Annotated in this window: 22 protein-coding genes and 1 tRNA gene; 15 read left to right on the plus strand and 8 right to left on the minus strand. The window is 63.3% G+C overall.

The features are described 5' to 3' along the window. Window positions 1–14: 14 nt before the first annotated feature. Window positions 15–716 (minus strand): Mov34/MPN/PAD-1 family protein, encoded by a 702-nt coding sequence (locus E5222_RS02060; RefSeq protein WP_136692022.1) that lies wholly within the window; start codon window positions 714–716, stop codon window positions 15–17. Window positions 717–774: 58 nt separating this feature from the next. On the opposite strand from E5222_RS02060, the gene E5222_RS02065 reads away from it, so the two are divergent. From E5222_RS02065 to E5222_RS02080, 4 genes are all read left to right on the plus strand, one after another. Continuing rightward, window positions 775–1,728: an RluA family pseudouridine synthase gene (locus E5222_RS02065; protein WP_136692024.1), complete on the plus strand. Its 954-nt coding sequence runs from the start codon at window positions 775–777 to the stop codon at window positions 1,726–1,728. A gap of 122 nt (window positions 1,729–1,850) precedes the next feature. Next, window positions 1,851–2,753: an RNA polymerase sigma factor RpoH gene (gene rpoH / locus E5222_RS02070; protein WP_136692025.1), complete on the plus strand. Its 903-nt coding sequence runs from the start codon at window positions 1,851–1,853 to the stop codon at window positions 2,751–2,753. Between the two features lie 142 nt (window positions 2,754–2,895). Continuing rightward, complete coding sequence (gene mtgA / locus E5222_RS02075; protein ID WP_136692027.1) at window positions 2,896–3,567, plus strand: monofunctional biosynthetic peptidoglycan transglycosylase; 672 nt, start codon at window positions 2,896–2,898, stop codon at window positions 3,565–3,567. A 6-nt stretch (window positions 3,568–3,573) separates the two neighbouring features. Then, window positions 3,574–4,494 carry a cation diffusion facilitator family transporter gene (locus E5222_RS02080; protein ID WP_136692029.1) on the plus strand — a complete coding sequence of 307 codons (921 nt, stop codon included), beginning with the start codon at window positions 3,574–3,576 and terminating at the stop codon, window positions 4,492–4,494. An 8-nt stretch (window positions 4,495–4,502) separates the two neighbouring features. On the opposite strand, the gene E5222_RS02085 is transcribed toward E5222_RS02080, so the two are convergent. Then, the gene (locus tag E5222_RS02085; RefSeq protein WP_136692031.1) at window positions 4,503–5,318 is read right to left on the minus strand and encodes an alpha/beta fold hydrolase; all 816 of its coding nucleotides are present in this window, start codon (window positions 5,316–5,318) and stop codon (window positions 4,503–4,505) included. A gap of 125 nt (window positions 5,319–5,443) precedes the next feature. On the opposite strand from E5222_RS02085, the gene E5222_RS02090 reads away from it, so the two are divergent. Next, on the plus strand, window positions 5,444–5,941 hold the full coding sequence (locus E5222_RS02090) for a GFA family protein (RefSeq protein ID WP_136692033.1): 498 nt from the start codon (window positions 5,444–5,446) through the stop codon (window positions 5,939–5,941). Here the strand turns inward: E5222_RS02090 and clpX are convergent. Both clpX and E5222_RS02100 read right to left on the minus strand, forming a co-directional pair. Next, window positions 5,938–7,206: an ATP-dependent Clp protease ATP-binding subunit ClpX gene (gene clpX, locus E5222_RS02095; protein ID WP_136692035.1), complete on the minus strand. Its 1,269-nt coding sequence runs from the start codon at window positions 7,204–7,206 to the stop codon at window positions 5,938–5,940. The two genes, E5222_RS02090 and clpX, sit on opposite strands and share 4 nt — an antisense overlap. Before the next feature lie 206 nt (window positions 7,207–7,412). Beyond that, window positions 7,413–8,096 (minus strand): ATP-dependent Clp protease proteolytic subunit, encoded by a 684-nt coding sequence (locus E5222_RS02100; RefSeq protein WP_136692037.1) that lies wholly within the window; start codon window positions 8,094–8,096, stop codon window positions 7,413–7,415. A gap of 173 nt (window positions 8,097–8,269) precedes the next feature. Here E5222_RS02100 and E5222_RS02105 point away from each other — a divergent pair, with 173 nt between their 5' ends. Both E5222_RS02105 and E5222_RS02110 read left to right on the plus strand, forming a co-directional pair. Further along, window positions 8,270–9,790: an amidase gene (locus tag E5222_RS02105; protein ID WP_136692039.1), complete on the plus strand. Its 1,521-nt coding sequence runs from the start codon at window positions 8,270–8,272 to the stop codon at window positions 9,788–9,790. Between the two features lie 129 nt (window positions 9,791–9,919). After that, window positions 9,920–12,028, plus strand: coding sequence for a TonB-dependent receptor plug domain-containing protein (locus E5222_RS02110; protein WP_136692041.1), 2,109 nt, complete (start codon window positions 9,920–9,922; stop codon window positions 12,026–12,028). Window positions 12,029–12,117: 89 nt separating this feature from the next. Here the strand turns inward: E5222_RS02110 and tig are convergent, their stop codons facing one another. Next, on the minus strand, window positions 12,118–13,686 hold the full coding sequence (tig, locus tag E5222_RS02115; RefSeq protein ID WP_136692043.1) for a trigger factor: 1,569 nt from the start codon (window positions 13,684–13,686) through the stop codon (window positions 12,118–12,120). 50 nt (window positions 13,687–13,736) lie between these two features. Next, window positions 13,737–13,821: transfer RNA gene (locus E5222_RS02120), tRNA-Leu, on the minus strand. A 164-nt stretch (window positions 13,822–13,985) separates the two neighbouring features. Between E5222_RS02120 and E5222_RS02125 the strand changes: the two genes are divergently transcribed. From E5222_RS02125 to E5222_RS02135, 3 genes are all read left to right on the plus strand, one after another. Continuing rightward, a complete protein-coding gene (locus tag E5222_RS02125; protein WP_136692045.1) occupies window positions 13,986–14,267 on the plus strand; it encodes a DUF3297 family protein in 282 nt (93 codons plus the stop codon). A gap of 89 nt (window positions 14,268–14,356) precedes the next feature. Beyond that, window positions 14,357–14,698, plus strand: a complete 342-nt coding sequence (locus E5222_RS02130; RefSeq protein ID WP_136692047.1) for an ArsR/SmtB family transcription factor — start codon at window positions 14,357–14,359, stop codon at window positions 14,696–14,698. After that, entirely contained in the window at window positions 14,695–15,159 is a 465-nt protein-coding gene (locus E5222_RS02135) for an SRPBCC domain-containing protein (RefSeq protein ID WP_136692049.1), read from the plus strand. The genes E5222_RS02130 and E5222_RS02135 overlap by 4 nt, the downstream gene beginning before the upstream one ends. Window positions 15,160–15,165: 6 nt before the next feature. Here E5222_RS02135 and nhaA read toward each other — a convergent pair whose 3' ends face one another. After that, window positions 15,166–16,380, minus strand: coding sequence for a Na+/H+ antiporter NhaA (nhaA, locus tag E5222_RS02140; protein ID WP_136692051.1), 1,215 nt, complete (start codon window positions 16,378–16,380; stop codon window positions 15,166–15,168). Window positions 16,381–16,505: 125 nt separating this feature from the next. On the opposite strand from nhaA, the gene E5222_RS02145 reads away from it, so the two are divergent. The 5 genes from E5222_RS02145 to E5222_RS02165 all read left to right on the plus strand — a co-directional run bounded on the left by E5222_RS02145 (window position 16,506) and on the right by E5222_RS02165 (window position 22,837). Then, entirely contained in the window at window positions 16,506–17,930 is a 1,425-nt protein-coding gene (locus E5222_RS02145; protein WP_136692053.1) for a glycosyl transferase family protein, read from the plus strand. After that, entirely contained in the window at window positions 17,927–19,156 is a 1,230-nt protein-coding gene (locus tag E5222_RS02150; RefSeq protein WP_136692055.1) for a hypothetical protein, read from the plus strand. The genes E5222_RS02145 and E5222_RS02150 overlap by 4 nt, the downstream gene beginning before the upstream one ends. A gap of 54 nt (window positions 19,157–19,210) precedes the next feature. Then, window positions 19,211–20,122 carry a sulfite exporter TauE/SafE family protein gene (locus E5222_RS02155; RefSeq protein ID WP_136692057.1) on the plus strand — a complete coding sequence of 304 codons (912 nt, stop codon included), beginning with the start codon at window positions 19,211–19,213 and terminating at the stop codon, window positions 20,120–20,122. Window positions 20,123–20,151: 29 nt separating this feature from the next. After that, entirely contained in the window at window positions 20,152–20,895 is a 744-nt protein-coding gene (locus tag E5222_RS02160; RefSeq protein WP_246021513.1) for a TIGR02186 family protein, read from the plus strand. Between the two features lie 103 nt (window positions 20,896–20,998). Continuing rightward, on the plus strand, window positions 20,999–22,837 hold the full coding sequence (locus tag E5222_RS02165; protein WP_425456227.1) for an ATP-binding protein: 1,839 nt from the start codon (window positions 20,999–21,001) through the stop codon (window positions 22,835–22,837). Window positions 22,838–22,975: 138 nt separating this feature from the next. On the opposite strand, the gene E5222_RS02170 is transcribed toward E5222_RS02165, so the two are convergent. Further along, the gene (locus tag E5222_RS02170; protein WP_136692058.1) at window positions 22,976–23,710 is read right to left on the minus strand and encodes a 7-carboxy-7-deazaguanine synthase QueE; all 735 of its coding nucleotides are present in this window, start codon (window positions 23,708–23,710) and stop codon (window positions 22,976–22,978) included. Window positions 23,711–23,763: the final 53 nt, after the last annotated feature.

Here is a 23,763-nt window from a genome sequence, read left to right on the forward strand (position 1 = left end):
CATTGAGCGGCGCGTTAGCCGCCTTCCACGCGGTAGGAAAGCGGGGAGAACCCGTGCTCACCGTCTTCCCAGAACGTCACGTCGCGCGATTGTCCGATAATCGCCCAGATGCGCCCGTCACGCGCGGCGTCTGCGTGGTCGGTGGCGGAGGGGCGGGCAGGGCCTTCCGGGTGCGAGTGGTAATAGCCGATCACCTGCGGCCCGCCTGCGCGAGCAGCGCGATGCGCGTCGATCAGGGGCTGGGGGGCAATCTCGAAATGCGTGCTCGGGGTGGAGTGGACGTTGCGCGTGGGCACGATGGCGGTGATGTTTGCGCCTTCGCCCAGCAGGATGCCACAGCATTCGTCGGGGTGAGCAGCGGTGGCTCTGGCGATGAGCTGCGCAAGCACGGCAGGCGCAACCTCGATCCCCGTTCGTCGTGAGCTTGTTGAAGGACCGCTTTTCCCTCTAGCCAGCTGCGATATCCTGTCCCAATCGCCCCGGATTAGCGCGAGCTTCTTCGCGCGCGACCACCCCTTGATCCGCCGCTCTGCCGCCAGAGCCTCCTCGCGCGTTGGAAACTCCTGCGACCACACAAGCTCGACGGGCAGGTATTTGCTGGTAAAGCCGGGGACGAGGCCGCTCTTGTGCTGGGCAATGCGATGATCGAGGTCATCAGTTTGACCCGTGTAGAACACGCCGCCACGGCAGTGGAGGAGGTAGGTCCAGAACGGCATGATCTGGAGCTAAGAGAAGGGCGGCCCTTCGACAAGCTCAGGGCGAACGGGGAATGACTTGTCCGAAGCACAAACCATCACCGGCACCATCGCCAGCCCGGGCCGCCTGGACAAGGCTCTGGCCGAGCAGACGGAGCTGTCCCGCGAACGCATCAAGGCGCTGATCGGCGAGGGAAAGGTGGAGCTGGACGGCCAGCCTGCCACCAGCGCCTCCGCCAAGGCGCAAGCCGGATCGCGCTTTTCCATCCACATTCCGCCCCCAGACGATCCACAGGCTATCCCACAGGATATCCCCATCACGGTCGTCTATGAGGACGAGTATCTGATCGTGGTCGACAAGCCTGCAGGGATGGTCGTCCACCCGGCCGCGGGCAATCCCGATGGCACGCTGGTCAACGCCCTGCTGCATCATTGCCGGGGCCAGCTGTCGGGCATTGGCGGCGTGGCGCGGCCGGGTATCGTCCACAGGATCGACAAGGATACCTCCGGCCTGCTGGTCGTCGCCAAGAGCGACAAGGCGCATGAGGGGCTAGCGCGGCAATTTGCCGACCATTCGATCGAGCGGGCCTATCTCGCCCTGTGCAACGGCCATCCGCACCCCGCTGCGGGAACGATCGACGAAAGAATTGGCCGTTCGGACGCCAACAGAAAGAAAATGGCGGTGCTGCCCAAGGATTCCTCGCGTGGAAAACACGCGGTGACGCATTACAAGGTTCTGCAACGTTTCGACCATTGTTCGTTAATCGAATGCCGCCTGGAAACAGGGAGAACACATCAGGTACGTGTTCACCTTGCGTCAATCGGTCATGCGCTATTGGGAGATCCAGTCTATGGACGTGCAAATGCGCAGATTCGCCCGCTTCTCAAGCGCTTGGGTTTCGAACGGCAAGCCCTCCACGCAGCGATTCTCGGCTTTGACCACCCCATCATCGGTAACTTTGTGCGTTTCAGCAGCGAATTGCCTGCTGATATGCGGGAACTGATCGACGAAATGGGTCATTCCAATCGATGAAATACGTCCTATCTGACCGAATGTTCTGCTATAAATAGTGGGACCAATATGTGGCCGCGAACGGATGGGTGCCCAGCAGGGGCCCGCAAGCTGCGGTCGACGCAAGAAAGGTAAGGGAACTAGTGAGCAACAATCGACCGACAGTCCCGGCCCTTGGCGGTGAGCAAGGCCTCAACCGCTACCTGGCCGAGATCAAGAAATTCCCGGTTCTGACGCCCGAGCAGGAATATATGCTCGCCGTGCGCTACCGCGAACATGAAGATCCCGATGCCGCCGCGCAGCTGGTGACCAGCCACCTGCGCCTGGTGGCCAAGATCGCCATGGGCTATCGCGGCTACGGCCTGCCCGTTTCGGACCTGATTTCCGAAGGCAATGTAGGCCTGATGCAGGGCGTGAAGAAGTTCGAGCCGGAACGCGGCTTCCGCCTCGCCACCTATGCGATGTGGTGGATCAAGGCCTCCATCCAGGAATTCATCCTGCGCAGCTGGTCGCTCGTGAAAATGGGCACCACCGCCGCTCAGAAGAAGCTGTTCTTCAACCTGCGCCGGATGAAGAAGCAGCTCGAAGCCTATGAAGACACCGACCTGTCGCCGGAAGACGTGACCAAGATCGCCACCGATCTGGGCGTGCCGGAGCAGGAAGTGGTCAACATGAACCGCCGGATGATGATGGGCGGTGACGGTTCGCTCAACGTGCCGATGCGCAATGGCGAGGAAGGCTCGGGCGAATGGCAGGACTGGCTGACCGATGACCGTCCTCTGCAGGACGTGGTCGTGGCTGACGCCGAGGAGGCGGAGGTGCGCCGTGAAATGCTGATCGAGGCGATGGATGCGCTGAACGACCGCGAGAAGCACATCCTGACCGAACGCCGCCTGACGGAAAACCCGCAGACGCTGGAAGAGCTGTCGCAGGTCTACGATGTCAGCCGCGAACGCATCCGCCAGATCGAGGTGCGCGCTTTCGAAAAGCTGCAGAAGGCGATGCAGCGTATCGCCGGCGAAAGGCTGATGCCCGCTGCTGCCTGATCGCGGCTGATCGCTAAACGAAACACGAGGGGCCGGGCGGAAACGTCCGGCCCCCTGTTGTTTCAGCCGATTGGGTTTTTTGCGCCAATTCGGTGGTTGTGCCCGCTTCCCCCGTGCTTCGGCATTGTCTAAAGCTCGCTCGATGGGTCTTCGCATAGCATTCTGGATCGCAAAAGCCGCACTGGTCTTCGTCAGCCTCAGCATCGTGCTGGTGGTGCTGTTCCGCTTCGTTCCGGTGACCTACACCGCGACCATGCTGCTGGATGAGAATTCGGTCACCCGCGACTGGGAGCCGCTGTCCCGCATCGATCGCAACATGGTCTCCGCCGTGATCGCGGCGGAGGACGGCAAATTCTGCAGCCACAACGGCTTCGATGTCGAAGCTATCGAGGATGCGCTGGAGGAAGCGGCCGAGGGTGGCCGCCAGCGCGGCGCCTCCACCATCAGCCAGCAGACGGCCAAGAACGTCTTCCTGTGGCAGGGTGGCGGCTGGTTCCGCAAAGGGCTGGAGGCCTGGTTCACCTTCCTGATCGAGACGCTGTGGGACAAGCGAAGGATCATGGAAGTCTATCTCAATGTCGCAGAGACGGGCATCGGGACCTACGGCGTGGAGGCCGGCTCCATGCGCTATTTCAACCATTCGGCCGCGCGTCTCTCTCGCGACGAGGCGAGCCGGATCGCCGCCGCGCTGCCGAGCCCCAAGAAGCGCGAAGTGGTCAACCCCACCGGCTTCACCGCCCGCTATGGCAATACGATCGAGGCGAGGATCGGCGTCGTCAGGCGTGACGGACTCGATTCCTGCGTCTACGAGTAAGGCCTGATGGGGATCGGACATTCACACGGGTATGACCACGCCCATGGACACGGCCACGGGCACAGCCATGCACCGGCCGATTTCGGGCGTGCCTTTGCCATCGGTATCGTGCTCAACACAGCCTTCGTCATTGTCGAGGCGGTGTTCGGCGTGCTGTCGGGATCGATGGCGCTGGTTGCCGATGCGGGGCACAATCTCTCGGACGTGCTGGCGCTGGTGATCGCCTGGGGCGCGAGTATTGCGGCGAAGAAGCCGCCTTCGGCGCGCTTCACCTATGGCCTCAAGAGTTCGACCATCCTGGCAGCGCTCGCCAATGCCATGCTGCTGCTGATCGCCATCGGTGCGATCCTGTTCGAGACGGTGCACCGGCTGATCGATCCCATCGAGCCAGAGGGCTGGACGATGATCTGGGTCGCCGGCGTCGGCATCGTCATCAACACCGCCACCGCCCTGCTGTTCATGGGTGGCCGCAAGCATGACATCAACATCCGAGGCGCTTTCCTGCACATGGCCGCCGACGCGCTGGTGAGCGTCGGCGTGGTTATCGCAGGCGCGGCGATCCTGCTGACGGGTGCTGTGCTGATCGACCCGCTGGTCAGCCTCGTCATCGTGGCGGTGATCGCCTGGGGCACATGGGGCCTGCTCAAGGACAGCATAAAGATGGGCCTCCTCGCCGTGCCCGAGAATGTCGATGAGGCCGCCGTGCGCGGCTACCTGTCGGGTCTGGATGGCGTGGAGGTGGTGCACGACCTGCACATCTGGCCGATGAGCACGACCGAGACCGCGCTTACCGCCCACCTCGTCATGCCCGCAGGCCACCCGGGCGACGCCTTCCTGCGTGAGGTTGCGCATGAGCTCGACCACCATCATGGCATCGGCCACGCTACCTTGCAGGTGGAGCAGGCGGCCAATGGGGGGTGCTGTTAAGCTGGACCCTACCTCGCTGCGTGCAGCAGGACGGATGTCGTCGCATCGGGATCGGCCCACATGACATCATGCTGCAGTGGCATGCTTGTCACCTCCCAATCCGGGTTGTCCTTCAACCGCTCGTAATATTGGCCGAAGACCGGAATGCCGCTGTTTTCCGCCCAGACGAATGTCTTGCGGGCGATTTTCTCGCGTCCGCCCTGCAGGGGGATCGGTGTGGTCAGGGTCCCGCCCGGCTGCGGTGTGGATAGTCTTTCGGTCACATCGGGCAGCAGGAACTCACGCTCCTCATCCGTCAATGCCGCTCCCGCCTGAAGTTCTATCGGCAGGCCGGACATATACCCGTCCTCGCCGATCAATGCCGCCAATTCGGGCGCATCGTCCACCACGGCCTTGCCGCTCTCCAGGTAGAACGCATCAAGATAGACGATCGACGAAATCGTGTCTTCCGGCAGCAGGTCGGGCACGATGGAGATGACCGATCCGCCAAGCGAGTGACCCACCAGGACCACATCCTTGAGCAATTCCCACTTGATGAGATTGGCAACATCATTCGCGTGATCCTGCGGCGAGATGTCCGGTCGCAGCAGGTGCGAACGGTCCGCCATCCCGGTCAATGTCGGCGCGTAGACCCGATGACCTCTGGAGCGGAGCCGATTGGTGACGGCCCGCCAAAAGAAGCCACCGCACATTGCGCCATGAACGAGGACGAAGGTCTTGCGATCTTCAGCAGGCGTGCCTTCTGTCTCATGCGCCAATGCTGTAGAACTGAGCCCTGTTGCAGTGGCAAAGGCTGCCAGGCCGACAAATTTCCGACGATCCATCTCCTTCTCCCTTGGTTGAGAAAGGCGCTGGACTTTTAATTTACCATATCCACGCCGATCCGGCAAAACGCTGCATCAGGCAGCGCCCGGCGCTGGCGTTGCCGATATCTGGAAGGGAAGCTTGCATGGTTGACGATACAATTCGGGAAGGCGGCTGCGCCTGCGGGCAGGTGCGCTACCGTGTGACGGGCGAGCCGATCATGGTGCATAATTGCCATTGCAAATTGTGCCAGCAGCAGACCGGCTCCACCAGCGTGGTGAATGTTTTCACGGAAAGCGAGAATGTCGAACCGCTCTCCGGTGAATTGGTGAGCCACACCGTTCCGGGAGGGAGCGGCAACCCGCATACGATTTTCCGCTGCAAGACCTGCGGCACCGCTATGTGGAGCCACTATCCGCGCTTCGGATCACTCATGACGGGCTTTCGCGCCGGAACTCTGGACGATGCGTCGAGCGTGACGCCCGATGTCGCCATCTTCACCGATTTCAGGATGCCCTGGGTGACCTTGCCCGAAGGCATCCCGGCTTTTGGCGAATATTACGACCCAGCCAAAACGCTCCCTGCAGCAAGCATGGATCGCCTCAGGAAGCTGACAGAACGCAGGAAAGTGGGCGAAGGTTAAGCCGCCTCTTCCTTCTTGCCCTTCTTGCCGTCCATCACGCGCACAGGCTCCTTGCGGCCTTGCACCACATCGGCATCGACGACGACTTCGGTGACGCCTTCCATGCTCGGCAGGTCGAACATCGTGTCGAGCAAAATGCCTTCCACGATCGAGCGCAGGCCGCGCGCGCCGGTCTTGCGAATGATGGCTTTCTTGGCGATCTCGACCAGCGCCTCGTCGGTGAAGGTGAGTTCCACATCCTCCAGCTCGAACAGCTTGGCGTACTGCTTCACCAGCGCGTTCTTCGGCTCCTTCAGGATCGTCACCAGCGCTTCCTCATCGAGGTCGTGCAGCGTGGCGATCACCGGCAGGCGGCCGACGAATTCGGGGATCAGGCCGAACTTCAGCAGATCCTCGGGCTCGCACTTTTCGAGCATTTCGCCGATCTTGGCCTTGCTCGGGTCGGAGACATTGGCACCGAAACCGATCGAGCGCTTCTGCAGGCGGTCGCCGATGACCTTTTCGAGGCCCGCGAATGCGCCGCCGCAGATGAACAGGATGTTCGTCGTGTCCACCTGCAGGAATTCCTGCTGCGGATGCTTGCGGCCGCCCTGCGGCGGAACGGAGGCGGTGGTGCCTTCCATAAGCTTGAGCAGCGCCTGCTGTACGCCTTCGCCCGACACGTCGCGCGTGATGGAGGGGTTTTCTGCCTTGCGGGTGATCTTGTCGATCTCGTCGATATAGACGATGCCGTGCTGCGCCTTTTCGACATTGTAGTCGGAGGACTGCAGCAGCTTGAGGATGATGTTCTCCACATCCTCGCCCACGTAACCGGCTTCGGTCAGCGTGGTGGCGTCGGCCATGGTGAAAGGCACGTCGAAAGTGCGCGCCAGCGTCTGCGCCAGCAGCGTCTTGCCCGAACCGGTCGGGCCGACCAGCAGGATGTTCGACTTCGCCAGTTCCACATCGCCGGACTTGGCGGAATGCTTCAGCCGCTTGTAGTGATTGTGCACCGCGACCGAGAGCACGCGCTTGGCGCGTTCCTGCCCGATGACGTAATCGTTCAGCGTTTCGCAGATTTCGTGCGGAGTGGCGATTTCGCCATCCTTCTTGCCCGCGATGCCGGCCTTCGCCTCTTCCCGGATGATGTCGTTGCACAGCTCCACGCATTCATCGCAGATGAAGACGGTGGGGCCGGCAATCAGCTTGCGCACCTCATGCTGGCTCTTGCCGCAGAAGCTGCAATACAGGGTGCTCTTGCTATCGGATCCGCTCAACTTCGTCATAGTCCTTGCCTGTCGCGCCACATCCAGCGGGAAATTCCGCGGGCGCGGGAATCAGCCTGCCTAATGTAAAGACGACGGCCGTATAATCAATCGCATGCATCCCGAATCCACCGGCTTGTTCTAGCCTAGCGACGCGGGGTTGCCAAAATGCTACATTTTTTCACCCGGAACTTACCGGGAAAGCAAGGCCGTGACCTTGGGTAGAATTACTCAGGCGCGCCACCCGATCCTTCTTCGCCGGCAGCCTCTTCACCCTTCGGACGATGGGCGAAAACGGCGTCGACGAGGCCGAATTTCTTCGCTTCGTCGGCTTCGAGGAAGGTGTCGCGGTCCATTGCCTTCTCGATATCCTCGAGGCTCTGGCCGGTATATTTCACGTAAAGGTCGTTCATCCGCGCCTTGATGCGCAGGATTTCCTTCGCCTGGATCTCGATATCGGAAGCCATCCCGCGCGCGCCGCCCGAAGGCTGGTGGATCATGATGCGCGCATTGGGCAGCGCCACGCGCATGCCCGGCTCACCCGCGGCCAGCAGGAAGCTGCCCATGGAGGCGGCCTGGCCGATGCACACGGTGCGCACCTTGGGCTTGATGTAGGCCATCGTGTCATGGATCGCCATGCCGGCCGTCACCACCCCGCCAGGCGAGTTGATATACATGGAGATGTCCTGGCTGTTCTCGCTTTCGAGGAACAACAGCTGGGCGACGATCAGCGAAGCCATATTGTCTTCCACCTGGCCGGTGACGAAGACAATGCGTTCGCGCAGCAGGCGGCTGAAAATATCGAAGCTGCGTTCACCGCGGCTGGTCGATTCCACCACCACGGGCACCAGTGCGCCGGTCATCGGATCGGTGGTGAACTGGTCTTTGCTGTCGCCGAACAGGTCGAACATGGACATTCCTTCTTTGGTCAAATGCGTGGGCCTATGTCGCGTGTGGCTGGCCGATGTTCAAGGGGGGAGCGCGATTGCACCTCTCGCCATCCACACGAATTCGTTTTCGCAGTGGCTTGGATGCGTCCACCCGGAGTGTTGCGCAGGGCCGCGTTGCAGCGCACAACAGGCTCATGAAACGCGCTCTCCGCTTCCTCGCCCCGCTGGCGCTTGCGTCGCTCGCTGTCCAGCCCGTGCTGGCGCAGGAGGCGGCGGTCAATGGCGAGATCGGCGCGGAGGAGGCCGCGATGGAGGCGGCAGAATATCTCGATCGGATCGCCGCACTCGACGATGCAGGGCCGATGCTCAATGCGGTGATCCGCACCAATCCCGATGCGCTGGAACAGGCTGCGGAAGGACGGATAGCCGACACACTCCTCGACGGCCGCACGGTGCTGGTGAAGGATAATATAGAAACGCGCGAATGGCCCACCACCGCCGGATCGCTTGCCTTGGAGGAGAACATGACCGACCGCGATGCGCCGCTGATTGCGCGGCTGGGCGCGGCGGGCGGGGTGGTGCTGGGCAAGACCAACCTGTCCGAATGGGCCAATATCCGCTCTTCCGACAGCTCCAGCGGCTGGAGCGCGGTGGGCGGGCAGACGCGCAATCCCCATGCCATCGACCGCAACGCCTGCGGTTCCTCCTCTGGCAGCGGAGCGGCGGTGGCGGCGGGCCTTGCCTGGGCGGCGATCGGGACGGAGACCGACGGTTCGATCACCTGTCCCGCCAGCGTCAATGGCGTGGTCGGCTTCAAGCCCACGGTTGGACTGGTGAGCCGCACGCATATCGTTCCTATCAGCGTAAGCCAGGATACGGCCGGGCCGATGGCCGCCAGCGTCTATGATGCGGCGCTGCTGCTATCCGCCATTGCCGGGTCCGATCCGCTCGATTCCGCCACTTCGGAGGCGGATGCGCACCGGATCAATTTCACGCGAGGGCTCGGCTCCGCTTCGCTGCTCGGGCGGCGTATCGGCGTGATGCGCAACAAGGCCGGCGGAAATGCGCAGCTGGAGGCTGTGTTCGAGCGTGCGCTGGTGGATATGCGCGCCGCAGGGGCGATCCTCGTCGATATCGACTACACGCCCGACGAGAGCATGTGGGAGGATGAGTACAAGGTCCTCCTCTACGAATTACGCACCGGCCTCGACGCCTATCTGCAAGGCTCGCCGGCCGAGATTCCCGTGCGTTCGCTGGCCGATGTGATCGCCTTCAACGCCGTCAATGCGGAGGCAGAGCTGCGCTGGTTCGGGCAGGATATCTTCGAGGCCGCGGCACTGGCAACCGACGAGAGCACCTACCGCGAGGCGCGTGCCAATTCCTACCGCCTGGCGGGACCCGAGGGGATCGACCGCCTGCTGGCAGAGAACGAGGTCGAATTCCTCGTCGCACCGACAGAAGGACCTGCATGGCCCATCGACCTTGTGCTGGGCGATCATTTCATTTCCGGTATAGGCATTGGCAGCCTCGCCGCGATTGCCGGCTATCCGCACCTCACCGTGCCGATGGGCGGGATCGAGGACTTGCCCGTAGGCCTCAGCTTCATCGGTACGAAGTGGTCTGATCATGCCATCTTGCAGGCTGGCACGGCCTATGAGCGTGCCCGCAGTACCGACATTCCGACCGCCGATTTCAACCGGTGGGGCGAAGAATAGCTCCGGTTGGCGAACACAGTTTATTACATTTGCTTCGTTGTTCCTTAAGTTGATCTGGTCTAGCTGGGCCGGACAAAATCAACAGGATGGGGAAACTGTTTGCGTGCTTGCCTGACCCGGTCGGGGCGATTGGCGCTGGCCACAGCTTTGCTGGGCACGGCCGCTCCCGCTTGGGCGGAAGATGGCGAACAGGAACATCCCGCTGAGGAGCTGGCCGCGCCCGGAACCGTGCAGCAGGATGGCAGCGATTTCCCGCTGAACGAGGCGCCCACGGTCTACTACCCCGCCGATTTCGCCGCCTACAGTCCGCGTTCCGCGCTCGACATGGTCGAACAACTGCCCGGCTTCAACATCGATACCGGTGGTGGCGGCGGCCAGAACCGTGGACTTGGGCAGGCCAACACCAACGTCCTGCTGAATGGCGAGCGGATCGTCGTGAAATCCGGTTCCATCACGGACGAGCTGGCCCGCATCGGTGCCGACAGCGTGATCCGGATCGAGCTGGTCGAAGGCTCGACGCTGAATATTCCCGGCCTTTCGGGACGCGTGGCCAATGTCGTTGCTTCATCTGCCGACGGGTTGCAGGGCCAATTCGAATGGCGCCCGCAGCTTGCTGCCCGATATTCGGAAAATCGCTGGCTTGAAGGCATTGTTTCGCTCAGCGGCACTTTCGGCCGGTTGAGTTTCACCGTGGCGGCGGAGGGGCGTCCGGTCCGCAACGGTAATGGTGGCCCCAACATCTTCACCTTCGGCGATGGCACGGTGCAGGAGCGTTTCAGCCTCACCAAGGCCAATGGTGACGACAAGCGTTTCTCCGGCTCGGTACGTTACGAGACGGCTGGCGGCACGATCGCCAATTTGAACAGTTCGTACCTCCATCGCCGCTTCCGCAGCTTCGAGGATGAGAACGTCATCGCCCCGGCCAGCGCGCCGCCCGTGGTTGAACGCTTCGACCAGCGCAATCGCGGGCATGACCGCGAATTTGGCGGCGATGTCGATTTCGCGCTCGGACCGGGGCGGCTCAAGCTGATCGGGCTGGACGCCGCGCAGTCGCTCAATTTCAATACCCAGTCGGTGGTGGACCCCGGCACCGGCGATCCGGCGACCGGCAGCCGCTTCATTCAGTTGCGCCAGACGGGGGAGCGTATCGGGCGCAGCGAATATAGCTGGGAAATGCTCAATTCGGACTGGCAATGGTCATTCGAGGCGGCTTTCAACAGCCTTGACCAGCAGGGCGAGCTGTTCCTGCTCGATCCGGGCGGAGACTTCGAGCAGGTGCAATTCGCCGGGGCGACGGGTGGCGTGCGCGAGGACCGCTATGAATCGCTGCTGTCCTTCAGCCACCAGCTGGCGGGCAATCTCAACATGCAGCTGATCCTGGGCGGGGAGTATTCCTCCATCCGGCAGACCGGCAGTAATCCCAATTCGCGCACTTTCCTGCGTCCGAAGGGCTCGCTCAGCCTGGGCTGGACGCCTGAGGACGGGTTGAGCGTCTCGATGCGCGTCGACCGGCGCGTGGGCCAGCTTAACTTCAGCGATTTCCTCGCGGCCGTGAACCTCAACGACAACAACCAGAATGCCGCCAATAACGAGCTGCGGCCTGACCAGAGCTGGGGCGGCGAGATCGAGGCGACCAAGGATTTCGGCGCATGGGGCAGCGCATCTTTGCGTACCTTCTTCCGCCTTTTCGAGGACTACGTCACCATCGTCCCCACGCCCACCGGCGGTGAGGCGCGCGGCAATGTCGATTTCGCGCGGATCATGGGTGTCGAGCTCAACGCCACCTGGCAGCTCGCCCCGATGGGGCTGGCGGGCGCCAAGTTCGACGTCAGGGGACGGTTGCGCGATTCGCGCTATCCGGATCCGGTGGAGGGCGGCTTCGTGCCGGTGGAATTCGCCCGGCCGCACGACCTGGAGATCGACTTCCGTTACGACGTGCCGGGCAGCAACTGGGCCTTTGGCGGGGGCTTTCGCGACACGGGCCAGAATCCCTATTACCGCGTCGCCGAATTCGGTTTCGATTATTCCATCGACCGTAACGTGACCCTGTTTGTCGAGCACAAGGATGTGTTCGGCCTGTCGGTACAAGCGCGCGTCGGCAATCTCCTGGAAAGGGAGATCGTGCTCGACCGCCAGATCTTCGCCGGGCCGCGCGGATCATCGCCGCTGCTGTTCCGCGAAAACCGCAGGCGCGAGGTCGGGCGTGTGCTCAGCTTCACGGTCAAGGGCAGCTTCTGACGGCGCGCGCGCTTACCCGTCGGCGGGCATGAAAAAGGGCGGCCGGGCATATGCCGGGCCGCCCTTTTCGTTGCGCGTAAGAGCTGCGCTTACTTCTTGGCAGCTGCCTTCTTCGCAGCGGGCTTCTTGGCAGCGGCTTTCTTGGCAGCAGGCTTCTTCTCTGCCGGCTTCTTCGCCGCAGCCTTCTTGGCGGCGGGCTTCTTCTCGGCAGGCTTCTTTTCGGCGGCCTTCTTGGCAGGAGCTTCCTTGGCGGCTTCCTTCTTCGCCGCCGGCTTCTTGGCGGCGGCCTTCTTCTTGGCCGGTGCCTTCTTCTTGCTCTCGGCCGGGGCCTCCTCGGCCTCGATCGCGGCTTCCAGTTCCTCACGCGTCACGTCGCGTTCGGTCACTTCGGCCTTGTCGAACAGGAAGTCGACCACCTTGTCCTCATAGAGAGGCGCGCGAATCTGCGCCTGCGCCATCGGTTCGTTGCGGACATAGTCGATGAAGCGCTGGCGATCCTCGGCGCGGTACTGCTGCGCGGCCTGCTGGATCAGCATGGACATTTCCTGGCTGGACACTTCCACGCCATTGGCCTGGCCGATTTCGGACAGCAGCAGGCCCAGGCGCACGCGGCGCTCGGCGATCTTGCGGTAGTCGTCCTTCTCGGCCTCGATTTCCTTCAGCGCGGCTTCGGGATCTTCCTCACGCTGGGCTTCGGCCTGCAGCTGGTTCCAGATCTGCTCGAATTCGGCTTCCACCATGGTCGGCGGAACGGCGAAATCATGGTCGGCAGCCAGCTTGTCGAGCAGCTGGCGCTTCATCTGCGTGCGGGTGAGGCCGGCAGTTTCCTGCTCCAGCTGGCCCTTGACCAGCTCCTTCAGCTTGTCGAGGCTTTCGAGGCCCAGCTGCTTGGCGAAATCCTCGTCGATCTTGGTCTCGCTCTCGACCTTCACCTGCTTCACGGTGACGTCGAATTCGGCATCCTTGCCCTTCAGGTGCTCGGCAGGATAGTCGGCCGGGAAAGTGACCTTGATGGTCTTGCTATCGCCGGTCTTCACGCCGGTCAGCTGGTCTTCGAAGCCGGGGATGAACTGGCCTGAGCCGAGGGTCAGCGGCGTATCCTCTGCCTTGCCGCCTTCGAATTCCTCGCCATCCACGCGGCCGACGAAATCGATGATCAGCTGGTCGCCGTCACCGGCCTTTTTCGTCTTGGGCGCGTCCTTGTAGCTCTTCTGGTTCTCGGCAATGCGGGAGAGCGCTTCGTCGAGGGCCTTGTCCGACACGGGAACGTTGAGCTTTTCCAGCTCCAGCCCTTCGATCGAGGGGACGTCGATTTCCGGCAGGACTTCGACTTCCACCGTCAGTTCGGCATCCTTGCCCTGCTCATAACCCTCGACCATGTCGACCTTGGGCTGCAGCGCGGGGCGCAGCTTCTTGTCGGTGATCAGGCCCTGGACCGATTCGCGCAAGGTGGCGTTCAGCGCATCGGAATGCAGCGCGTCGCCATGCATCTTGCGAATCAGGTTGGCGGGAACCTTGCCAGGGCGGAAGCCGGGCATGCGCACCTGCGGCGCGATCTTCTTCACCTCCGAATCGATGCGCGCTTCGATGTCCTTGGCCGGAATGGTCACGGAATAGGCGCGCTTGAGCCCTTCATTGGTGGTTTCGACGATCTGCATTTAACGTGCCTTCTTTCAAACAGTCCTGCGTGCCCCAGTACGCCAGGAACTGGTGCGGGCGAAGGGACTCGAACCCCCACATCTTTCGATACTGGAACCTAAATCCAGCGCGTCTACCAGTTCCGCCACGCCCGCGGTGCGACGAATTCTTCAGGCATGCGCCTGACAAACAGGGATGCGCCCTTAAAAGGCCGTGGCGAAAAGGGCAAGCGGGACCTGCTCTCCACGGGCGTAAAATCGGCAGTCGCTGGCAATTGTGCGATTGATTTTGCCGCCAAGCCGTGGCTAAGCGCCGGGCCATGACTGATAAGCCCGCAAACGACACTCCGCCCGATCGCCTCGCCATCAACCCGCGCAGCGAGTATTTCGATGCCGACAAGCTGCAGCGCGGCGTGGGCATCAAGTTCAAGGACCGGGTGCGCACCGATATCGAGGAATATTGCATTTCCGAAGGCTGGGTGCGCGTGCAGGCTGGCAAGACGGTGGACCGCAAGGGCCGCCCGCTGACGCTGAAGCTCAATGGGCCGGTTGAGGCATGGTACGAGGATCTTGGCGAGAACCCGCCGGTAGCGAAAGCCTGAAGCCGGCGCTTCATCCCGCAACCTGAAAACTTAGTAATATGGCAAAGTTTTTCCTTGCCAAGGGCGCTCGGACATGAATAGTTAGCAATATGACTAACTATGATCCGAACCTCTCATTGCTCTTCCATGCGCTCGCCGACGATACGCGCCGCGTGACCTTGACCCGCCTCGCGCGGGAGCCCGCGCCTGTCTCCGACCTGGCCGGGCCCACCGGATTGCGGTTACCGACGGTGATGCGCCACCTCTCGGTGCTCGAGGAAGCGGGTCTCATCACCAGTTCCAAGGAAGGACGGGTCCGCACCTGCGCGATCGTCCCGGAAGCGCTCGATCCCGCTCGCCTGTGGCTCGACCAGCAGCGGGTCATCTGGGAGGACCGTCTTGGCCGGCTGGACGCCTTTGTCATGGATAGAATGAAGGAAAGCGGGAAATGACGCAGGAATATCCGGATGACGCAGACCGCACGATGGTCCTGCGCCGCGTTATCAGCGCGCCGCGTTCGGCCGTGTGGGGCGCATGGGTGAATGAAGAAACCTTGCCGCAATGGTGGGGTCCGGACGGCTTTTCCTGCCGCACGAAGCGGATCGATTTGAGGACCGGCGGCGAATGGGTGTTCGACATGATCGCGCCCGACGGCACGGTCTTCCCGAACCATCATCGCTATACGCTGGTTCAACCCGAGGAGCGGATCGAATACACGCTCCTATGGGGCGAGAACGGGCCGAAGCACGCCGATGCCTGGGCTGCCTTCGAGGAACTGGACGGCGCAACGACCGTCACGCTGGGCATGATCTTCGTGACGCCCGATGAATTGCGTAAAGCGAAGGACATCGGCGCCGAAGAGCTCGGCCAGCAGACGCTCGGCAAGCTTGAGGCTTTTGTCCTTACCCGCTGACCAGTATCACACCACCGGGCTTGTCGGATCGTCCTTTTCTTCCGGATGCGTCGTCGTCAGGCGCAGCACCACATAGCCCAGCACTGCCGAAATCAGCGAGCCGGTGAGGATGCCGATCTTCGCCTCGTCGATCAGCAGGCGATAGCCGGGGAAGGCCAGCTCGCCGATAAACAGCGACATGGTGAAGCCGATTCCGCACAGGATCGTCACGCCCCATACTTCGGGCCAGGAACAGCTGGCCGGTTTCTTCGCGATGCCCAGCTTGTCGGCTAGGAACACGCAGCTGAAGATGCCCACCTGCTTGCCGATAACCAGACCCGCGGCCACGGCCAGCGGCAGCGGGTCGATCAGCGCCTCCAGCCCGAGGTCGGAAATATCGACGCCGGCATTGGCGAATCCGAAGATCGGCACGACCAGATAGGCGTTCCAGCCGACGAGGCCGTGTTCGAGATTCTCCAGCATGGAGTTGTCGTCCTGCGTGCGCATGGGAATGGTCAGTGCGGCAAGGACGCCGGCAATCGTCGCATGTACGCCGGAATTGAGCACGCAGAACCACAGCGCGATGGCGGCGAGGATGAAGGGGAAGACCCGGTTCACGCCCATGCGGTTCATCGCGATCATCACGCCCAGCACCACCAGCGATCCGACCAGCCAGGCCAGCTTGAGATTCGCGGTGTAAAAAATCGCGATGATCATCACCGCGCCGATATCGTCGACGATGGCGACGGTCAGCAGGAACAGCCGCAGCGCCGCGGGTACGCGTGAGCCGAGCAGGCCCACCACGCCCATGGCAAAGGCGATGTCGGTCGCGGCGGGAATCGCCCAGCCACGCTCCAGGTTGGGTGCGTCCCCGGCAATGGTGATATAGACCAGCGCAGGCGCGGCCATGCCGGCGATCGCGGCGAGCACGGGCAGTGTGCGCTGCTTGGGGTCGGACAAATTGCCGGCAATCAGCTCTCGCTTCACTTCCAGCCCGACCACGAAGAAGAATATCACCATCAGCGCATCGTTGATCCACAGATGCAGCGTGTTGAGCTTGAAGGTTTCGCTGGGAAACAGTTCCCCGTGGAAGAGATGATGGTAGCTTTCCGAAACCGCGGAATTGGCCACGAACATGGCCGTGGCGGCGACCGCGATGAGCAGGATGCCTTCAAAGGCATCGCTGACGAAGAGGGCCTTGAACTGGCGGCGAACGGTTTTGATGATCGGTGTGCTGGCCATGTTGCGCATCCCTTTTCGCAAATGCGGCAAACATGCAAGTGTTCCGCAAGCGACGTTGCGTTTTTCCACCAGCACGATAGGGCTAAGTCAAAATACCTAACACCCGGGTCTGCAATGGGGGCAAAATGGCTGGTTGGAGCGTCCTTGAGTGGTTGGCGCTGATTGAGCGTGAACTACTTCTTTTCGCCGGCATCTTCTTTTTGATCGGTGCGATCGACGAATTCTTGATGGATGGATTGTGGGGCTGGATGAAACTGGCCGACAGGAAACCGCGCCAGAATTTGCGGCGCGCGGATATGCGCGTGCGCGAATTGTCGGGCATGGCTGCCGTCTTCATCCCGGCCTGGCAGGAAGACAAGGTGATCGGCCACACCATCGCCCATGCGCTCGACGCCTGGGCGCATCGCCAGTTCGTGCTCTATGTCGGCTGTTACCGGAACGACATGTGCACGCTGGAAGCGGCGATGAAGGCAGCCGGCGCGGATCGCCGGGTGCGGCTGGTGGTGCATGACTGCAACGGCCCTTCGACCAAGGCGGACTGCCTCAACCGGCTCTACCGGGCGATGGCAACCGACGAGCTGCGCATGGGCGAACGCTATCGCATGGTGCTGCTGCACGATGCGGAGGACCTGGTCGATCCGGCGGAGCTGGGCCTGATGGACAAGGCGATCGAGCATGCCGAATTCGTGCAGATTCCCGTCCTGCCCCTGCCGCAGCGCGAATCGCGTTGGATCGGCAGCCATTATTGCGAGGAATTTGCCGAGGCGCATGCCAAGTCCATGGTCGTGCGCAACTGGCTCGATACCTGCCTGCCAGCGGCGGGTGTGGGCTGCGCGCTCAATCGCGAGATGCTGGCCAAAATGGCCAAGATGCATGGTGATGGCCTGCCATTCTCCATCCAGTCGCTGACCGAGGATTACGAGCTGGGCATGCGGGTCAAGGCGGTCGGCGGCCGCAGCCGCTTCCTGCGCGTGCGTGACGAGGACGGGACGCTCGTCGCCACGCGCGCCTATTTCCCTTCCGAACTGGGCGAGGCAGTGCGGCAGAAGGCGCGCTGGGTCCACGGTATCGGCCTCCAGGGTTGGGAAAGGCTGGGCTGGGAAGGGGGGCTCGCCGAACGCTGGATGCGCCTGCGCGACCGTCGCGGGCCGCTGGCGGCTCTGGTGCTGGCCTGCGGATACGCCTTCTTCCTGCTGGCGGGCGCGTTTTACCTGCTGGGCGAGCTTGGTATCGACCGGCCGTGGAAAGCCGATCCGCTGCTTGCCTGGATCATCGGCGCAAACCTTGCCAGCTTCGCCTGGCGCGCATTGATGCGCTTCGGCTTCACCGCCCGCGAATATGGCATCGCCGAAGGGCTGCTGGCTGTGCTGCGCATACCGGTCGCCAATGTCATCGCGATCATGTCCGGCCGCCGCGCGCTGATGGCCTATCTGCGCACCCTGCGCGGCGCTGCGCCGAAGTGGGAGAAGACCGTGCATGACCGGCATCCCGCCGGCGTCGTCACCCTGCTGGCAGAAAGCAGCCAGCCCGTTACGGCGCAGCGGGCATGAGCCGGGACCCGCAGAGCAGGGCCGCGCGACGCGGACAGCCGGTGCTGATGCTGGTGCTCCTCGTGCTGGGCTGGGCAAGCCTGCGCGCGGCCACCTGGGCCTCGCCCCTACCCGCGGATGGCAGCTACGGGCGCATGGCCGGAATGCTGGTAGCCGTCGAGGAGGAAGCTGCTCGGGAAAGCCAGCGCCGCTCGCCGTCGCCGCCTGTAGCTACAACTGAAGCGCCCGAGGTGCCGTTCGACCTCTTCTCTCCCGTCGCGCCGAGCTGGAGCGATCCGGCGCTGACGCAAATGCCCCCCGGCCACAGCGATAGAGGTGATTCGAGCCTCGCAGGCCGACAGGTTTCCGAAGCCAGCCTTCCGGCATCGCCGCGCATGGCAGCAGGCCATGCGCTGCTGATGGCGGCGGGCTTGTCGCAGATGGAAGTACCGCCGCAAATCGCCGCCCTCTATCGCGAGGCCGAATTGCGGCGCCAGCAGCTTGCCGAGGCCGAGGCCAATCCGCTGCTTGCCGCTGCCAGCGTGCCCGATGCGGCACCCTATGGCGTCGCGCTTCCCACGCCATCCGCCAATCGCCGCAGCCGTTGGTCCGCCGATGGCTGGCTCTTGTGGCGCGAGGATACGACGACGCCCTTCACCTCCGGCCGCCCGTCCTATGGCCGTAGCCAGCTGGGCGCGGTGGTCCGATACGAGCTGGCGCCGTCCAATGGCCGCCGCCCGCAAGCCTATGTTCGCGGTTCGGCAGCGCTCAACGGGGCGAGCGAGCGCGAAGTGGCTGCCGGCCTCTCCGCCCGCCCGCTGGCGCGCATCCCGATCCGCGTAGCCGCCGAAGCCCGGCTGAGCGATCGTCCCGAAAGCCGCGAAGTGCGCCCTGCCGCCTACACGGTGACCGAATTGCCGCCGGTGAATCTGCCGCTGGGCCTGCGCGGAGAGGCTTATGCCCAGGCAGGCTATGTCGGCGGCGATTACGCCACGCCCTTTGCCGACGGGCAGGCGCGTGTGGATCGCAGCTTCGCCTCCACCGATGACTTCGACCTGCGCGCCGGCGGCGCCGTCTGGGGCGGGGCACAGGAGGATGGCGAGCGGCTCGATGTCGGGCCCAGTGCCTCGGTCACCTTCCGCCTGGGCGGCACGCGCGGGCGCGTGGCGGCCGATTACCGCTTCCGCGTGGCCGGCAATGCAGAGCCGGCTAGTGGCCCTGCGCTCACACTATCCGCCGGATTTTAGGCACAGCCCACCATTCACCTTCTATCAGGGCGCTCCATGGTTTAGCGGGGAACCATGGATGTCTATCTCCCCATCGCCAATCTGGCAGTGAACGGTCTGGTGATCGTCCTGCTTGGCGGTGCCACGGGGATTTTGTCGGGCATTTTCGGCGTCGGCGGCGGGTTTCTGACCACGCCGCTCCTGATCTTCTACGGCATCCCGCCCACGGTCGCTGCCGCTTCGGCGGCCACGCAGGTCACCGGCGCCAGCGTTTCCGGGGTGATCGCGCAGGGCAAGCGCAATGGCGTGGATTACCAGATGGGCGGCGTTACGGTTGCCGGCGGGCTGCTGGGCGCGATCCTGGGTGCGCTAATCTTCAACCTGCTCGAAGCGCTTGGCCAGATCGATGTCTTCATCAACATCCTCTACGTCGTGCTGCTGGGCGTGATCGGCGGCATGATGGGGCTGGAGAGCATCCAGGCGCTCTATCGCAAGCCGCAGGAAAAGCGTCGCGCGGCCAAGCGCCGTCACCACCCGATGGTGGCTAGCCTGCCGATGCGCTGGCGCTTCTATCGCTCGGGCCTCTACATCTCCCCGCTCGCACCGCTGCTGCTGGGCATGGTCGTTGGCATCCTGACCATGCTGATGGGCGTGGGCGGCGGCTTCATCATGGTGCCTGCCATGCTCTACATTTTGGGCATGAGCGCGAATGTCGTGGTCGGTACGTCGCTGTTCAACATCCTCTTCGTGACGATGATGACCACCATGGTCCATGCGCTGACCACGCAGGCGGTGGACATCGTGCTGGCGGGCCTGCTGCTGATCGGATCGGTCTCCGGCGCGCAGATCGGCACGCGCATCGCCACCACGGTGAAGCCCGAATACCTCCGCCTGATGCTGTCCGCGATCGTGCTGGCAGTGGCGCTGGTCATGCTCTGGCGGCTGGGTGTCGTTCCGGAGGAAGTGTACACGGTGGCGCCGCTATGATGCGTGTGTTGTGCCTTGCCGTGGCGGCCATGATCGCAGCATTGGCGCAGCCGGTGCAGGCACAGGGGCGCGACGCGATCCTGGTGGGCGAAGTCAGCCAGCACGAGGTGCTGGTGCGGCAAGGCTTCACCGGCACGCAATTACTGCTCTACGGAGCGATCATCGATCCGGCGAGCCGCCGTTCGGACGGCGATTACGACATCGTCGTGATCCTGCGCGGCCCGACAGAGGCGATCCAGATCCGCGAGAAGCAGCGTTTCGCAGGCATCTGGATCAATGCTGAGAATACCAGCTTCCGCTCGGTCCCTTCCTTCTATGCGCTCGCCAGTTCCGCGCCGGTTCGGAGCATGGTCGACCAGCGGACGGCAGCGATTTACGAATTCGGGCTCGATTACCTGCAGCTCTCGCCCACCGGATCGATCGACCAGGAGCAGTATGACCGCTTCACGCTGGGCCTTGTCGACCTGCGCCAGCGCATGGGCCTGTTCCAGCAGAATGAAGGCGGGGTGAGCATTACCGAGGACGTGCTCTACCAGGCGCGGATCGATTTGCCGTCCAACGTCGTGGTCGGCCGCTATGTGGCGGAAACCTTTGCCATTCGCGATGGCCGGGTGATCGCTTCCGCCAGCTCCGAGGTGCAGGTCCGCAAGGAGGGGTTTGACCGCGTGGTGGCCGAACAAAGCCAGCGCAATGCCTTCGCCTATGGCCTGCTCGCGGTCGCCCTCTCGGTATTCATGGGCTGGGCGGCAGGACGGCTTTTCGCGCTCGTCTGACCTTGCCGGGATAATCGATGGTTTGCGCACGCGATTGACGCGATCTTAACCCCGTTTGCCTATTCGCAAGGGCAGGATAACTGCCAATATTGCGAGCACATTCATGACCGATATGTCGAGGCCGCCGTTCCCCGAATCCAAGCCGCTTGCAGCTGGCGGTGCGCCTGCATCGCCGCAGCGGCCGCAAGCGCAGGGCGCTGCGCCGGGACAAGCTCCCCTCGCGCCGCAGGGACAGGCCCTGAATCCGGCACCGGCTCCCGCTCGCCCGGCAGCACAGCCGCCAGCAGGGGCTCAGACACTCGACCGTCCCGCCGCTACGGTGAGCGAGGTGTCGGACAATGCCATGCAGCCGATCGGCATGGTGATCGAGATCGCCGGCTCTGGCTCGCAGGTCGCGCTCGACATGCAGCGCCTCAACGAATGCTCCGACGATCAGGATCCCTCGATCGCGTTGGCCGGACAGGTCGGCAGCCAGGTCAAGATTCGTACCCGTGACGGCTGGCTGCTCGCCAGCGTGCGCAACCAGCGCCAGGACCGCCGCGGCGACGGCAAGTCCGTTATCGCCAATGTCGACTTCATGGGCGAGGGCGTGGAAGAGAAGCTGACCGGCAAGATCCACGGTTTCCGCCGCGGTGTGACGCGTTATCCGATTCCCGGCTCGCTGATCTTCCCCGCGACCACTGACGATCTTCGCCAGATCTACGCCAGCGATGGCCGCAGCGCGATCCAGATCGGCACCGTCTATCCCACCAGCGACATCCGCGCGGGTATCTATATCGATGCCATGCTGGGCAAGCACTTCGCGCTGCTGGGCTCCACCGGTACCGGTAAGTCGACCAGCGCCTCGCTGATCCTTCACCGCATATGCCAGGCGGCACCGCAGGGCCATATCGTGATGATCGACCCTCACGGCGAGTACTCTGCTGCCTTCCGCCAGACGGGCCAGATTTTCGACGTCTCCAACCTGCAGATGCCCTATTGGCTGCTCAATTTCGAGGAGCATTGCGAGGTGCTGCTGCGCTCTTCCGGTAACGACTTGCAGGAAGACAAGGACATCCTCGCCAAGTGCCTGCTCTATGCGCGCGGCAAGAACCGGCTGGCGGAAAAGATGGGCAAGATCACTGTCGATTCGCCGATCCCCTATCTCCTGTCCGACCTGACCAACATGCTGCAGGACGAGATGGGCAAGCTGGACAAGGCGACCACCACCGCGCCCTATATGCGCATCAAGACCAAGATCGATGAACTGAAGGCCGATCCGCGCTACCAGTTCATGTTCTCCGGCATGCTGGTGGGCGATACGATGGCGGACTTCATCGGCAAGGTCTTCCGCATGCCCGGCGGCGGCCGTCCGATCTCGATCATCGACGTGTCGGGCGTGCCGTCCGACATCACCAGCACCGTGGTCGCCGTGCTCAGCCGCATGGTCTTCGACTTCGCCATCTGGGGGCGTCAGGAGAAGACACGCCCGATCCTGCTGGTCTGCGAAGAGGCGCACCGTTACGTGCCGAACGAGAAGAACGCCGACGGCTCCTCCGTCGGCCGCATCCTCAGCCGTATCGCGAAGGAGGGCCGTAAATACGGTATCTCGCTGGGCCTGATCACGCAGCGCCCGTCCGACTTGGCCGAGGGCGTGCTGTCGCAATGCGGCACGATCATCTCCATGCGTCTCAACAACGACCGCGATCAGGACTTCGTGCGAGCGGCGATGCCCGAAGGTGCGCGCGGCTTCCTCGATTCCATCCCGGCCCTGCGCAACCGCGAATGCATCATCTGCGGCGAGGGTGTATCGATCCCCATCCGCGTCAACTTCGACAACCTCGAAGAGTCCAAGCGCCCGGCCTCCGAAGACCCGAGCTTCGTGGATTTGTGGAGCGAGGAAGGCGGCGAAGAGGAGCAGGTCGAACGCGTCGTCCAGCGCTGGCGTACCCAAGGCAGCTAAGGCCTTTTGTGGTCGCGCAGGCGCATCCGCGCCTGCGTCCTCGGGGGTGTTCCCTCCGCTCCGCTGCGGGGCCCCTGCGGGCGGCCGGTCGGCCTTGCGGCTTGCTGGGCGCAAGCCGTTGCCGCGAGGCGCCTCCCGTCACGTTCCTCTGGTATCCCCGAACAGGTGGATGTGCAGGCGGTCGCTGAGGCGCAGGCCGTGCTCCATGCATAGGGGGGCGAGCCATGCCTCGCGTGTCCGCAGCGTTTCGCTGTCGGTACCCTCAGGCATCAGGTAGATGCGCGAGGAGGGGATGTGGTGCCTCTCGCGCAGTGCCAGCACTTCGTCCACATCACCCGGCTCGGCGATCACGAATTTGAGGAAGGCGCGCGGCTCGCTCGCCCAATGGTCAAGCATTTCGGGGATCAGCGCCAGTTCGGGCGGATTGCCGCTATGCGCGAGCTTGGGGCTGACATTGTACTGGTCCACCAGCACGTCCAGCCGGGCGGGCGGCTTCACCGTGCCGTTCGTCTCGATCTCGACGCTGACATCCGGCAGGTGCGCCAGCATGTCGGCCAGCTTGCCCGCCTGCAGCAGCGGCTCGCCGCCGGTGATGACGAGGCGATCCTGCCCCAGCGCGGCGATGCGCGCGGCCACATCCTCCACTTCCATGGTCAGCTGGTTGGCCTTGCGCTCGTAGGTCTCGCCATCGCGATGCGGGCGATTGTCGCCTTCGAAGTGCCAGGTGTAGGCGGTGTCGCACCAGACGCAGGCAAGGTTGCAGCGCGACAGGCGCAGGAAGGCGACCGGCCGCCCGACGCTCGGCCCTTCGCCCTGTACGGAGGCGAAGATTTCCGGCTCCCCCGGCGCTTGGGTGGCGAGTGTCAGCGGCACGCCGTCACCCAGGGCGAAATTGACGAAGTTGACAGTGTGTCGCCCCTGCGAGA

It is taken from the genome of Alteraurantiacibacter aquimixticola, assembly GCF_004965515.1.
Classification (GTDB): domain Bacteria; phylum Pseudomonadota; class Alphaproteobacteria; order Sphingomonadales; family Sphingomonadaceae; genus Alteraurantiacibacter; species Alteraurantiacibacter aquimixticola.